Origin of the sequence: Culturomica massiliensis (assembly GCF_900091655.1) — a bacterium.
GTDB lineage: Bacteria > Bacteroidota > Bacteroidia > Bacteroidales > Marinifilaceae > Culturomica > Culturomica massiliensis.
On sequence record NZ_LT594621.1, the window covers coordinates 1,879,011 to 1,893,830 of the forward strand.

Sequence of the window (14,820 nt, forward strand, 5' to 3'; positions counted from 1 at the left end):
TGTTAGATATTTTTTACAAAATCGTCAATAATTCGGGAAATGCTCTCCGGAGTCTCCTGAACCTTAAAATTGACGCAAACCTCCATGACATCATCCGCATCCGGTTTTATGTTGCTCATCTGCATCTGGAGATTGGCTCTTTGTGGGCTGGATAACAATAAGTTGTTTTCCGGAATCTGTGATTCCACGCTTCCGACCTTCGCCTTGAACTTTATCTGCACATTATCCATCGCAAGATAATGATGGGATATCAAAGCTATAAGTGGAATATCAATAGTCTTGTCTCCAACCATGATTTTTTTCGATTGGAACGTATTTGCGTTATTTGCATTTGTTCCTTCAAAAAGTCTGGTCAGATTTTGTATCTGATGATTCTGCAATGTATCTTGTGCACAGTTTACGGCGTATTGCAAACCATTCATAATATCAGAGAATGAATTGGTTTGAACACTGTCCGGCTCATCGTCATTATTTTTCTTGTCTCTGTGAAAAAGTCCCATGTTTTTAATTTAATTACTTGATTTGTTGCCTTTAATGAGCACCAATCTTGGCAATGTCCGGCTTACAGCTTCCATATTTACACTGGAGTCTATATTATTATTAACAATGCCTTGATGCCAAAACCTATATGGTGGATTCTCCGTGTGTTCCATCACGTCCTCCTTTTTTTATTGGGGTTATACTTCGGTTAATGTTTGTTGCGGGCGGAACTTTTTCCGCCCGACGGTTTACTGCTTCCTCAAGGTAGGCAATGCTCCTTTAAGTTCGTAACGCCACTTTGAGCCTGCGTTCTGCAAGGCGGTGTTCATGGCATCAACGGCTTTCTGCCAGGTAACGTCAGTGCCGTCCACCTTCGTGGCTTCGGTGCTTTTCTTATTGTAGCCGATACCTTGTTCATGATTGTTCTTCCAATAGCAGGCGGTCATCACGTTGGCGTAGTTATTTCCCAAAAAACCGCCGATATGTACATAGCCAGTGCTACTACCCGTACTGGTTACGTTGCCCGTGGCATAGCAGGCAAGGAGGCTGCTTCCTGCGTTCATTCCCACCAGACCGCCGCCAGCGATATTCTTTTTGAGGGCCATTTCTATGATCACGTTGCCTGTGGCATAGCAAGCGGTCAGGGTGGCACTCGAATTCGTCTGACCTGCCACGCCGCCGACATCGACCGTTCCCTTCACTGTGGCAGAGGAGCTGCATCCGGTGATGGAACCGCCTATTTGAACACCCACCACACCGCCGACATACACCGTGCCGCTGACGCTGCCCGACACCGAGCAGTTTTCAATGGTGCCCCAGCCAGATCCTACCACGCCGCCAATACTGCCGCCATATATTTGATTGCTTGTTATCTGTACGCCCTCCATCACCACGTTCTTCACCGTACCAGCTCTATTGAGCCAGCCGAACAGACCCGCATATTCGTCATTTGTCGTAAAGGTCAGCCCCGTAATGGTATGGCCGCCACCGTCGAAGGTGCCTTTGTATGAGTTGTCGTAGTCTGTGCCTATCGGTGTCCAGTCTTTGCCTGTGAGGTCAATGTCTGTGTCGAGGGTAATGTTAATGTCGCTCTTACCTCCGTTCACTAATTTGGCTATATTCATCAGACCATCGGCGGAGGTCACGGTGTAGCTGCCGTTGCTCTCTATGGTATAGCCCAGGTCTTTTGCCGCAGCGAGGGAGACGGTGTAGGTATATTCACCGCCCGCCTGCCAGTCGGTAGCATTCTTCATCTTATAAACGAAGGTCTTGCCGTTGGTGAAGGTGCAGGTGATAAAGGTAGTGCCAGCTGCCACATTTTGCGGGGCTACGATGGCGGTGTAGGTGTTGCTGCCCTTGTCATACGGGACGATTATATCCGGGTTGTCGCCTTCGGTGGAGAGGCCCGTCAGCTGCACGGATGCCAGCCCCTCGGTGTAGTCCGTCAGAACGATGGTCACCCGTGCCGTGCGGTGGGTGAAGCGGAGCGTGGGGCTACCGTAGGTCACCGTCTGTCCGTCGGCTACGATGAGGTCGCTGCCCTCAAAGTCTTTCTGGGCACTTTGGTTGGCTTTTACCTTTACCGCAGGCGGAGTTGTCTCGCCAGCGGTGTAGGGCCACCACGCCGTGACGGTGATGTCGTTGTGGTTGGTCCAGTAGTACGGGTCGGTGGAGGTCAGTGTGGCGCTGGTGGGGTCGGCGGTGGAGGGCGTCACGTTGTACGTCTTCACCATGCCGTCCATCATGACTGCCACGCTCTGCACACCCGTCCAATTGCCATCCGCTGGGGCACGGGTGCCGGCGGTGGCTGTCGCAGCGGGGTTCAGCCCCGTGGCGGTAAAGACGATGGGTGTGCCTTCCGCCCCTTCCGGCAGGAAGCCCGCTTCGTCCTGCGTGCAGGCGGCGAGGCCGAGCAGCAGGGCGATGGCTGCGGATGTATGAATGGTTGTTCGTTTCATGATGCGTGTTGTTTAGGGGTTGTTATTGTTTCTTTTGCAGTACGGGCAGGCCGTCGGTGCCGAGTGCCCACTGGTAGTCGTTACCGGTGAGGGCGGTGTTCATGCCGTCGACGGCTGTCTGCCATTTCACGGTCGCGCCGTCCACCTTCGTGGCATCTACCGTTCCTCCATGATTACGGAATACTCCTAGCCCGGCATTGCCTCCCCAATAACAGGAAGTTAAAATTTTGTAGTTATAACGCACTATAGCTCCAGATTCATACTCTTTCAATGTGCCGTCGAACCAGCAAGCGGTGATACTGCCATAATTTAAATCGGCTATACCACAAGTTCTACCATATGCAGAAATTTTTCCCGTCACAGAGCAGGCAATGATTTGGCCATTATTTTGCTCCACTATTCCAGCTGCTGATCCACTATTGCCATACAGATTCACATCTATGAGTTGTAAGTTCTTTATCACACCACGTTCATTTAATAACCCAAAAAGTTCAGTAGTCGCTGCTGAAAAGTTTAATCCCGTAATGCGGTGTCCCTGCCCATTAAAGATGCCGGAGTAACCTGGCCATGTGCCTATCCGTGTCCATTCCCTACCCGTCAGGTCGATGTCGGCGGTGAGGGTGCAATTTATTGATTCATCTTTTTGTACGGCTTTGTTCCATGCCAGCAGGCCGTCTGCGTTATAGACCGTGTAACTGCCGTCGTTCTGTATAGAATAACCCAAATCCTCAGCCTCACCGCTCTCGCCGCCTCCGTCAGCCCAGTCACCGATAGTGCAGCCCTCTAACGTCAAGCCAGTGGCGTTCACCTTAACGGTATATTTATAGCGACTGCCTGCTGCCAGCACGACGTTGTTCTGCGGACGGAAGTAGAAAGTGCCGCTGCCGAGTTCCACCTTGACGAATGGCTTGCCTGCCGCAACGGTCTGCGGGGCGGTCAGTGCCTCGTAGGTGTTGCCGCTTGCGTTGTAGGTCTTGATGGCAGTCGGGTTGCCGTTATCGGCGGACAGGCTCACGAGGCTCACCGTGGCACCGGCGACGCTCGTGAATCCCGTGCCGGGCTTCAGTTCGATTGTCACGCGTGCCGTGCGGTGGGTAAATTCAAGAGTCGGGGTGTTAAATTCCACCTTCCGGTTCTCAGCAGAGATGAAGTCGCTGTTCTGGAAGTCAGCCAATTTGCTTTGGTCTTCGGCCACCTTCACGGCAGGCATCTGTGTGATGTTGGCATTATTGAAGGGCCACCATGCCGATACGGTAATCGGGTCGCGGCTGGTCCAGTAGTACGGGTCGTTCTCGCGTGAAAGCGTGGCACTCTTGAAATCGGTAGAAGCCGTTACGGTGTATTCCTTTACCGCATCGCCCATCTTGAGTGCCACGGAAGTGACGCCCTGCCAGTCGCCGTCCACAGCGGCACGGGTGGAAGAGGCTGCCAGCGGCGTTGCTTCTACGGACAGTCCGGTGGCACGGATGAATACAGGGTATTCACCTTCGGGCAGACGGTTATCGCCAGCAAGTTCGTCCTGTGTGCAGGCGGCGAGGGCGAACAGCAGTGCGGTGGCTGCGGGGATAAATAATCTATGTCTCATAATTCTTTATTCTAATCGATTAATTATTAACATCCTACAGGTCAGCGCCCACTTCTCCGCCGTCTATATCGTTCCACTTTGCAATGGTGGCTTCGCTGACTTCAAGGACTTTGTTGCGTACCTTGACGGTATAGGTATAGTTGTTGCCCGCCTGCAGTGCGCCTTCGGGCACGGTGAGTGTGGCATGATATTCCTGACTTTTGTAATTCACAACCAACGGCAGGGATGCAACTGTCTGCGGGAAGAGGATGATCGATGACGTGAGAACGCCGTCTGCCAAATTCATGGCCAGTTCTCCGGTCTGTGCCCCGTTGTCTGCGGTGGCAATACCGTCGGCCGTGTTGAACGTACCGGTGAGTAACAATCCGTCCAGCGTGTAACGTTCAGGCTTGACCACGCTGAAATCCACGCCGTCGCCCGCCTCGAAGGTAAGGGTTATCCGGCTCATGCGGTGGTGGAAGGAGTTGTCTTCACCGCCCTTGGCGGTTTTGTCGGTGAAGCTCACTACCGGGCTTTTTTTGTCTCCCGTGGCTCCTGTGGCAAAGAGGAAGTCAATGGCAGACTGATTCTGCTGCGCCGTGGCATCGGTCGTGGCTGCGAGGATACCTCCCGCCGCGTTGTACGGATAGTAGGCGCGGAAAGTATGGGCCTTTGTATCTTCGATATAGATGACCTTTCCTTCTGCCTCAAATTTCCCGTTCTTCAGGATGAAAGGCACGTTGCCGTACTGGGAATCGTTGCCGATGTCGGTGATGCCGATACGGTCGCCGCCAGTCCAGGTAGTTCCGCTGGCGCGGGTGGCGGGGGCGATGTCGGCGGTAAACTGGGCGGCCACGGGGGCACCGTTCAGGTTCTCGTTGTCGTTGTTGCAGGCTGCCAGTGCGAGGGCGAGCATCGCAAGTGCAAAAAATCTTGTCTTCATTATATCTGTCATTTTATTAGTTACAAATCGGCATTTACATCATCACCTTTCACTTCTTCCCAGCCGTTGATTTCGGCTCCGTCCACTTCCATGCCTTCGGGAGTCTCAACCAGCGTTCCGCCGAGGGTCAGCGATTCGCCCTTTCCGGTGTTGAAATCCTTGAGGGCTTCCGTGAGGTCGCTTTTCAGCGTGGTGGGGCTCGGGTTGCCGTCAGCATAGCGGATTTCACCCGTCAGCAGTTGTTCCGTGCCGGTCACACCCAGCAGCCGCACCGTGGCTTTCCACTTGCCGGCATCGTCACCTTCGGTAATCTTGGTGAAGGGCAGCACGACGTTTGAAGCGGCTCCGTAGGTATCGGTAGCGAAGTCGAGTGTTCCGGCTGCACCCGTCAGATGGGCAACAATCTCCGTGATGCGTCCGGCGGCATCACCCGTCGGTTTGATGATGAGCGTCAGTTCGCGTACCTGCTGCTTCATTGCGGCGGTCAGCGGATGGTCCTTGTCTTTCTCGATGGTCACCTGTTCCGTATAGGTGAAGAACCATCCCGGGGCATTGTTCACAAAGGTATCCGTGCCTGCCCGGGTTCCCGTGGCTGCGGCAATGGTGGCTGTGGTGCCGTTCACCGTGATTCCTTCAGCCGGGTTCCACACCGCAAGGGTGTAGCTGCCCGGAGCAAACAGATGGTCGGGGGCATGGGTGGCGGAAGTCTCCGTACCCGTATAGTTGCCCATGGTGACCGTCCATGTGGCAGGTATGTCGATACCCTCACCGCGGGCCGACCAGTCGGCTGTTACCGCAATCTTCCCGTAGTCGGGATGCGGCGTGTCATAAAGCGTGTCCTTCACGCAGGAAGAGAGCAGCACGGCGGCTGCCATTCCCATCATATTTATATATTGTCTTGCTTTCATATTCTATTCCTCCGTGTTAGAATAACTTCCATACCAATGTCACACCGGCATTGATGGGGCCACACCAATCTTTTGTCTCGTTGCCACGGCGTACACGTACACCGTCGATGACTTCATATTTTTCGAAATCGGCATTCAGGTAGCCCAAACCGAGGTTGAAATCAAGAGCCAGTGCCTTGTTCAGCCGCAGCTGATAGCCGGCGGTGATGCCGCCACCCATCAGGTCGCCCTGCTTGCCTGTTTCGGAGAGCTTGTAGTTGAACTGTCCGGCCTTGAACATCGCGCCCAGATACCAGGCTTTCTTCTCACCCATATAGTAACGCACTTCCGGAGCCACTTCCCAGAGTGCATAGCGGTGGTCCTTGTCGCTCCACGTCCAAGAAGTCCACGAGCCGTTTACGGCAATGCCCCACGACGGGCAGATGCGCCATTCCACGCCAAGATCTGGTGTCAGGGTAGCCCAGCGCAGCAGATTGGCACGCAGGGAAAAATGATAGTCGGTTGGGGTTTTGGTTTCCAATGGCATGTCGGTAAGTTTATTTTGTTGAGCAGCTTTCTCGGCTTTTACCTTTTCAGCGGCAAGTCGGGCTTCTTCCGCCTTGCGCTGCTCTTCGGCAAGCCGTTCCTGCTCGGCACGCTTCTCGGCTGCCAGTCGTTCGGCTTCCGCCTTGCGTCGTGCTTCCGCTTCCGCATCCGTTGCGGCTGTTTCTTTTACTGGTACTGTCAGGCGCACGGTGACAAAATCACCCCCTGTCGCATGGTTGCGGGTAATGAAATTCTCCTCTTTTATTTCCGCACGGATAATCAGTTCGGATTTCACTCGGTTGGCACGGATCTTGGCCGTGGCAAGGTCCTCGGCTTCACTGCCCAGCGAATTGCAGTAGCCGTCAACCAGTAGCGGCAGTTTGCCGTCAAGAATTGTGGTTTTGTTGTTTTCGATACATTCCAACAGGCGGGCAAGTTCCGTGTCATTGCCATTCCAAGGCACGTAGAACATGTCCTTCTGCGGAACGAAGCGGAAGGTGTAGGTCGTGTCTGCTTTCTGCTGCGCAATGACAGGAAAAGTTACCGTCATCAGCCACAGAAACAGGGTAAGAAAAGTGATTTTTCTGCTCATATAAACTTGAATTTATTATCTTTGTCTTCTCCAAAGGTAATAAATGCCATTCAGCGCCCAAAATATTACAAAAACTTTTTCTGTTGAAATACAGCGTTTTATGAAAAATAGTCGTTTGAGCACTTTTCAAATTGTCGTTAGAGCACCTTTTTGTCGAATTAGCACTTTTTTTGTCGTTTGAGCACTTTTTGAAAATGGGTTTCTGAGACCTCTTTCAATGTTTTTTAGTATACAAATTATTCCCGATTTGCTTTTTTCCATTTGGCAGGCGTACATCCTTCCTTCTCGGAAAATAATTTGATAAAGTTACTGCGGGAAAGAAAACCGGAAGACTCAGCCAGCTTCTGTATATTGATTTCCGGATGTTCCTTCAGTATGTTTTTCGCATACTCCAACCGGAGACCGGTTATCCATTCGCGGAATGTCATTTTATACGTAGTCTTGATATAAGCGGAAAGATAGGTACGGTTCGTATGAAGTATTTCGGACAGTTCTTTTATGGTAAGTCCCTGCTGGACATAGCCGTCTGTCTTTATCCAGTTGGCCACTTTCTCTATAATTTCTGTATAGGACACTGGAACTTCTTTCTCAGAAACTATTTTAGGTTCTGTTTCTGTATCTGTCAGAAGTTCTTCTTCAGACTGTATATCTTGCTCAAAAGCATTTTCCACCTGTTCATAGAACAGCAGGTAGTTCTGATAGCTGTAGAAAAGATAGCTGTAGAACGGTATTGACGACAAAATCCAGATAAAAACATATTTGTCTGGCAGAAATGTCAGCAATCCGCATCCGACACCGAAGATAACAGCCCAATAAGTGAATATGGAAAGCCATTCGATATATGTACCTATATCATCCGCCTGAGTTTCATTGAAAATCCGAATGGCTCTACGGTATGCAATTATGACTCTGCGAGCTAAAACGACTCCAAAAACGACTAACCATACAGCTAAAGCAAATAAAGAGAATTTTTGCATGATTCCGCTTGGCAACAGGAACAACACAACTCCGGAAAGAGTTGAAAATATAATCCATAAAATGATATGTGTCCACACACGCCGTTTGGTAATGTAAAAACGATCAAGCAACATTATCAATGCCGAACTGAACAGAGAATAGCACAGGAAGTATGTGGACATGTTCATCAATATGGCAGAATCCGCATTTTTGAATCGGATACCAAAGAAGAAATGTACCGAATAATTTGCCGAAAGCAGCAGCATAGCTATACCCATAATCTGTCGGGAGCGGAGATAATTCTTGAAAATTTTCTTTTCAGGAGTCTTTGCAAACAAAAAATAAAAGCCGAAGAATAACATCAACGGCAGTGCGGTATAAAGTGAAAAACTGTATATAGATGGCTCCATTGTTATGCTTATTTGATTTTGATACAAAGTTACGTCTTTTTCTTCACAAATAGACACATAATCTATGATTTAACGTTATAGATTCGGTCATATTAGATTGAAAAATTATTAGAATTAAAGCCAGTGGTGAAAAATTCAACCACTGGCTTTTTCTGTCAAGACTTCGATATTAAAGTTTTACACCTTTGGATTCCGATAAACCGGGTCTCCCTATAATTAAATGACTGCGTACAAAGTCCACGTGCGGGCTTTCCGGCTGTTGTTCCGTCTGTTTTTTCTCGTTGCCTTGCCGGTTCTCTTCCGTGTTTTCCTGAGCCGGAGCCAGCTCAAGCTGTATCTTGCGGTCCAGTGCGGCGAGTTCGGACTTCAGCTGTTTCAGCTCGTCCTCCTTCTTCCACACCTTGCCCGCTATCTCCTGCAACTGCGGAATCTCCTTTTCCAGCACTTCGTTCTTAGACTTGTACTGGTCGATGATGGTCGGAATCCTCTCCAATGCGTTCAGAAAGTTTCGTGCGGCAGCAATCGGGTCTGCCATCGCCAGATGCCCGTTGTTGTAGGTGTACTTGTAGTTACCCTCCACCACGAAGCGGTTGTCAGTGAACTCCAGACCTTCTTTGAGTGTCCTCTCGCTGACCACCTTTATCGGAAAGCCGTAAAGTTCCCCGACAGCCTTGTACAGTCCACCAGTCGTGGCGTTCTTGGCGATTTCCTGCAAACGCTTACCGATGACCTTCTCATCCGTTGAATCCACGCCGTCCACCTTGACAAGATTAAGGCGGCTGCCTTCCTTATCAGTCTGCACAACGGAAAGAAAACGGTTCCAGTCTTCCGTCATGGCTTCGATGAAAGCCGTGTTGTTGCGCAGTTCTCCCGTCTTGGATTCCAGCTTGAACTCCGAATCGCGCTTGCCCTTGTTGAACGACTTGCGTTCCCCTTCGAGCGAGGCGATACGCTTCTCTAATTTCGCCTTATCCAAAAGGTCGGTATTGCCGGAGAGCAACGCCATATACTCCGAGAAGTTCATACCCGATTTTTCGTCCATTGCTCCCTCGTCGATGGTACGTGCGCCCATCGCTCCACTTTTGAGCTGCGATATGAACGTCTGCTTGCAGTGCAGCAGATTGAACTTGTAGCTGTCCAGCGACTTTTCCACCGCGTAGATGATGACATCCACGTTATTCTCGGCAAAATGCTTGGCAATCTCGTTCCCGGCTCTAACACCCCGTCCGTCACGCTGTTGCAGGTCGGACGGTCGCCACGGTGTATCAAGGTGATGGATGGCGACACATCTTTTCTGCGCATTCACGCCCGTTCCGAGCATACTTGTGGAGCCGAACAGCACGCGCACCGTCCCGGCGTTCATGGCATCTATCACCGCCTTACGAGCCTTATCCGTCTTACACTCCTGAATGAAGCGCACCTCACTTGCCGGTATGCCGTAATCCTCCACCAACTTGCGTTTTATCTCGCTGTACACGTTCCATCCTTCCCCCGGCTGATATGTACCCAAGTCGGAGAACACGAACTGCGTTCCTTTGTGCGCATCGTATTTGTGGTAATACTCCGCTATCATTTTGGCGCAGTGGCTCGCCTTGTTGTCGGAGTGGTCTTCGTAATTGGGGTCTATCATGCGCATATCCAAAGCCATCTTCCGCGCGTAGTCGGTAGCGATGAGCATCTTAGCCTTCTCTTCCGTTTCAGACAGCGGCAACCTGCCCAACAACGTCGCGTCACCTGTCTTGGCAAATTCCATCAGTTGTTTGATGAAATACTCTTGGTCGGGTGTAGGCGGTATGTGGTGCAGTATCTCGTTCTTGTGCGGACGATCCACACCCACGTCCTCCGCCGTGCGGTAGTCGGTGATTTCGTTGTAAAAGGCGGCAAGCTCCGGCACTTTGATGAAGTAGCGGAAACGCTCCTTCTGCACCACGTTGTTTGTCACGTTGAACTCGAAGTCGGTCGTCTTCTTGGCGAAGATAGCCGCCCATGCGTCGAAACAGCGGATGTCCTGCCGTTCCAGTTCCTTCGGGCGCAGGTACTTAAAGAGCAGGTACAATTCCGTCAGACTGTTGGAAATAGTCGTGCCGGACAGGAACGTAGCCCCTAAGTCTTTGCCCGTACGCTCCTGTATAGTTCGTATGGCAAAAAGCATATTCAGGGCTTTCTGGCTCCCCTCCGAGTTTCCCAACCCCGCCACACGGTCATGCCGGGTGTTGAAAGTCAAGTTCTTGAATTGGTGGCTCTCGTCTATGAAAATGTGGTCGATGCCCATCTGTTTGAAGTCCACCACGTCATCTGTGCGCGACTTGATGGCGTGTTCCACTTTCTCTAACTTCGCCACAAGGTTGTGCTTGCGCTTCTCCAATCCTTTCAGCATCGCCCGCGACACGTTCTTGCCTTGCTGCCGTAAGACTTCGAGGTTTTCCTCCACCGTGTCAAGCTCCGCTTGCAGGATGCGTTGCTGCAACTCCGGTGACTGCGGTATCTTGCCGAACTGGTCATGCGACATGATGACGCAATCATAGTCATTGTTTTTGATGTTGTTGAAGAAACGCACACGGTTGGCGGTCGAGAAATCCTTTTCCGAAGCGTAGAGGATGCGGGCATTCGGATAGGCAGCTTGATAAGTGGCGGCAATCTCCGCGACATTGGCTTTCAGACCAATAATCATCGGCTTGTGCGCCAAGTTCAGACGCTTCATTTCATGCGCTGCAATACACATTATCAGTGTTTTACCTGTTCCGACTTCATGGTCGCATATTCCGCCGCCATTCTGTTTTATCATCCAGACGCAATCCTTCTGCGACGGATAAACGCTTTGAATACCCCGGCTTGCCAATCCTTTCAGATTGAGGTCGGGAAACGTCTGGTGCGAACCGTCATACTTCGGGCGCACGAAACAGTTGAACTTGCGGTTATACATTGTCACGAGCCGTTCCTTGAACTGCGGCGACTGCTCTTCCAACCATTCCGAGAACCCGTTGCGGATTTCGTCAATCTTGGCGTTGGCGAGCTGTATGCCCTCGCTGTCACGCACCTTGATGTCGTTGCCGTTCTCATCTTTGCCAATACTTTTCATCATGTCGGGACAGGTGTTGTGCAAAGCGTGTTTCAACAGGTGCATACCGTCATAGTTCCGGTAATAGCCCTTTACCAGAAACTCGTCCGTGATCTTCATGGTGCGGTAGCCGCACGCCACGGAAAACTCGTCCATGCTGGCGGAATAGGCGATTTTCACGTCCGTGTCGAAAAGATGGCTCATGTAGGCGGCATACACGCCCGTAGGAATCCAGCGTTCACCGAAGTTGAAGTCGAGGTCTTCAAAGGCGATACGCTGCGGCTCGGCTTCCTTCAAAGCCTCCAAAGCCTGTTTCACTTCCGGCAATCTTTCGCTTTCCAGATTATTTTCCATCCATGCCTCTATACGCTCCGCCTTCTCTATCACGTTTCCCGCGATGAAGCGGTCTTTAATCTCGTAACCGGTTACGAGCGGATTGTAGAAGATACGCCCTTTGAGGGCATTGAGAAGCTCCTCTTCCGTACTGTCTGTTATCCCCCGCATATAGTTGAGATTGACCGTACCATACTTGTTGAGCGATGCAGACAAGGCTTCTTCCGGAGAACCGACGTTGGCATGGTTCTCCACCGAGAAGGAAACGGGACGGTCGAAGATGTCCGCTTTGACGAACTTGCCGTCCTCCGCACGTTCCAGCGAAAGGATGTCGCGCCCTCCGGCGTCCATCATCACCAGTTTCACGTTCTGTTTGGCGTTGAGGTTGCCATAACGCATGACAAACTCGTCGTAACAGGTGTTCAGGTGTTCACGCCAAGGTACATTTTCCTCACGTCTGTTCGATTCATAGCGGTACAACCGCTCGTATGCGTCACGGAGCGATACATACAGCAACGCTTTCTCTTTCTGATAACCGGTTAGTCCAAGCGGCTGGAAGGTTGCACCGTAGGGAGTAATGTCCTTCAGATAACCGATGTCGCGTGCCCTGTTTGCCACCAGCGACCCTTCACGCAGGTGCATTTCCGGCGTGCGGTGATAGGGACGCGGCGTAAGGTCGAGGGCTTCTTTTTTCGGCTTTTCCGTTTCAAATTCCGGGAACAGGGAAGTGGCAACCGTTTCGGAAGTAGGCACAACTTCTGCCGGTGTTTCAGGTTGCTTTATTTCTTCCGTTTGTTCCGGCTTTTTATCCATATTGTCCGAAGAAGGCGCAAAAGCAGGGTTCAACGTGTCTTTGATACCCATCTTTTTCAGTTGTTCCTGCCTGTGCCGTTCTGCCTCAAGCCGTAGGGCCTTGCGCCGTTCCGCTGTCAGACTCATCATTGTCTCATAGAAGCCGTTGATGGGAGGATTGGTTTCCCAATCCAGAGTGGCGTAAATGTCGTCCGGGTCGTTTGGCTTTTCGGCATTTTCCGGCTTTTCTTCCTTATTACCGTTTACCGGCTTGGCGGCTTCAACGGGTGGAGTAACTTTGACCTGCGGTTTAGGCGTGGACGGCATAGGCTTCGGCTTGCTTTCCTTTTTCGCTGCCTTTTTCTTTTTTGCCGGTTCCTCTATGGGCATACCCCAAAGGTCGAGCAGGGTAAGCTGCACGGCTGACGAATGGTTGGGTTGGCGCGGCTCAATCTCCGGCTTTTCCTCTATGGGCTGTGCCTGCGGCTTCTCCACTCCCTTGACAGGCTCAATTACAGAAACGGGGGCTATTACAGAAGGTGATACCTTTTCTGTTTTCGGAGCAGGTTGCACTTCCGCAGCCGTGCTTTCCTCCTTTGTCGGATGCAGGCTGTGTTTCTCATACAGTTTCCTGTCAAGTTGTTGCAGTTCTATTTTCAGATGCTCCCGCAAGTCTTCCGCCAGTTGTGCGATGTCCCCACGGTGCAGGAGTTTATAGGCTGGTTTCCCGTACGGGTCGGTACTTCTGATCAAATCCGTGTGTGAAAGCGAGCCGATGCTCCATACATACCCATTTACGGAAGTGCCGATAGGGGTCTGTTCGGTCTGCACGAAGAGTTTTTCGTTGTAATACAGTTCACCATTCTTTCCGCTGTTCTTTTGCAGGATAATCAGGTCGCTGCCCACCTCCGTTCCCGCGTTATCCGTAAAGAGGTTGTTCGGCAGGCGGGCTACGCCCACCAGATTGGTATGGTTCATCATATACTCGCGTATGGGCGCGTTGGTCGGGGCATCCAGTACCCCCTGCGAGGTGATGAACGCCACGATTCCGCCTTCACGCACCGCGTCAAGGCTTTTCAGGAAAAAGTAATTGTGTATCGTCCGTGCCGCCGAGTGCCTTGCAGGATCCTTGCTGCCCGAAAATTCCGGGTCGAACACCGCCACATCGCCAAACGGTATATTGGAGACAGCCAAATCAAAATGGTTCATGAACGGCTTTTCTATCTTCTCGAAGCCCTGTACCCTTACTTTCTGTCCGGGATGCAGGTGCTTCAGTATCTTGCCCGTCATCAGGTCTTTCTCAAAAGCCATGATGTCCGCGTCCGGTCTGTTCTCCAGCACGGCGTCCACGAATGCACCGACACCTGCCGACGGCTCCAGCACCCGGTCGGGACGGATGCCGTGTTCATGCAGCACGTCCGCGATGGTCCCGGTTATCTCCGGCGGGGTATAGAAGGCGGTCAGCACGGACTGCTTCATGGCATCCATATACCGTTTGTACTCCGTCTCGTCTTTTGTGTTCTCCCGCAGCAACCTGTGCAGTTCCACGGTAGGGGCAAACAGTTCGAGGTCGGACTTCGCCCAGTGGACGGCATCCGTCAGTTCCCTTGCAGGGTTGAGTATGCTCTTCAGTCCCCCGAAACCGCAATAACGCTCTAACAAGAGCCGTTCGCGTGCGGTGGGTGTGCGCTGTTCCCTGTCAAGGAGGAATGCCGTCCGTATCGCCTCGATGTTGTCCCGCAGCCTCTGTTTGCGGTTAAACGCCATACTCTTCGATATAGAGGATGACGGCTCCCGTCAGCTCCGTGTAGAGCAGGTCATATTCGGGCGACAGGGCGAAATTGTCGTCCGAGAGGTCATAGATGGAGAATACGTTTCCGACAAGCGGTAGCAGCTTCTGGGTAAAGGCTTCACATTTTTCTCCCGGTACTTCACCCGCAAATTCGTTCTCCACGACTTCGCGCAGGATGGCGTGCCTGGAGTAGCGAAGGCCCTCCGTCAGCACCTTCATCGCCAGTTCCTGCGCCCCGTCGGCAGGATAGCCTTCGAGCCTTGCCCGTTCATACGCTTCGGCGGCACGGTCGGTTCTTTCTCGGATGAAGGCTTCATCGGCTGCCTGTTCGAACTTGTTCGTGGTGAGGTAGTCCAGCAGGTACAGACCGTAATAGGAAAAGTCGGTCCGACCCTCGTTTTTCTTCTTGTTGTTCATTTCTTTGGAATTTAGTGGATTGATAATGATGATAGGGATAATCGTTGGAAAACGAGAAGAAAAAGGCACCCGGTATCCCTCCGAGTGCCAC

At 51.7% G+C, this 14,820-nt stretch carries 8 protein-coding genes and 2 pseudogenes; all 10 read right to left on the reverse strand.

The genetic code is table 11. From position 1 onward, the window contains the following. Nucleotides 1–2: 2 nt before the first annotated feature. On the reverse strand, nucleotides 3–500 hold the full coding sequence (locus BN8908_RS09475; protein WP_005680436.1) for a DUF2589 domain-containing protein: 498 nt from the start codon (nucleotides 498–500) through the stop codon (nucleotides 3–5). A gap of 228 nt (nucleotides 501–728) precedes the next feature. Then, complete coding sequence (locus BN8908_RS09480; RefSeq protein WP_068690252.1) at nucleotides 729–2,438, reverse strand: fimbrillin family protein; 1,710 nt, start codon at nucleotides 2,436–2,438, stop codon at nucleotides 729–731. A gap of 22 nt (nucleotides 2,439–2,460) precedes the next feature. After that, nucleotides 2,461–4,023, reverse strand: a complete 1,563-nt coding sequence (locus BN8908_RS09485; RefSeq protein ID WP_068690255.1) for a fimbrillin family protein — start codon at nucleotides 4,021–4,023, stop codon at nucleotides 2,461–2,463. 34 nt (nucleotides 4,024–4,057) lie between these two features. Next, a complete protein-coding gene (locus BN8908_RS09490) occupies nucleotides 4,058–4,945 on the reverse strand; it encodes a fimbrillin family protein (protein ID WP_068692196.1) in 888 nt (295 codons plus the stop codon). 20 nt (nucleotides 4,946–4,965) lie between these two features. Continuing rightward, nucleotides 4,966–5,853 (reverse strand): FimB/Mfa2 family fimbrial subunit, encoded by an 888-nt coding sequence (locus BN8908_RS09495; protein WP_068690257.1) that lies wholly within the window; start codon nucleotides 5,851–5,853, stop codon nucleotides 4,966–4,968. Between the two features lie 16 nt (nucleotides 5,854–5,869). Then, on the reverse strand, nucleotides 5,870–6,970 hold the full coding sequence (locus BN8908_RS09500; protein WP_068690258.1) for a DUF3575 domain-containing protein: 1,101 nt from the start codon (nucleotides 6,968–6,970) through the stop codon (nucleotides 5,870–5,872). Between the two features lie 236 nt (nucleotides 6,971–7,206). Next, nucleotides 7,207–8,289: a helix-turn-helix domain-containing protein gene (locus BN8908_RS09505; protein WP_068692197.1), complete on the reverse strand. Its 1,083-nt coding sequence runs from the start codon at nucleotides 8,287–8,289 to the stop codon at nucleotides 7,207–7,209. 217 nt (nucleotides 8,290–8,506) lie between these two features. Further along, nucleotides 8,507–12,505 (reverse strand): annotated as a pseudogene (locus BN8908_RS09510) (helicase-related protein); the annotation flags it as partial. A 116-nt stretch (nucleotides 12,506–12,621) separates the two neighbouring features. Then, nucleotides 12,622–14,287, reverse strand: a pseudogene (locus BN8908_RS19155) (N-6 DNA methylase); the annotation flags it as partial. After that, on the reverse strand, nucleotides 14,277–14,729 hold the full coding sequence (locus BN8908_RS09515) for a DUF1896 domain-containing protein (protein ID WP_005830224.1): 453 nt from the start codon (nucleotides 14,727–14,729) through the stop codon (nucleotides 14,277–14,279). The gene BN8908_RS09515 and the pseudogene BN8908_RS19155, both read right to left, overlap by 11 nt. Nucleotides 14,730–14,820: the final 91 nt, after the last annotated feature.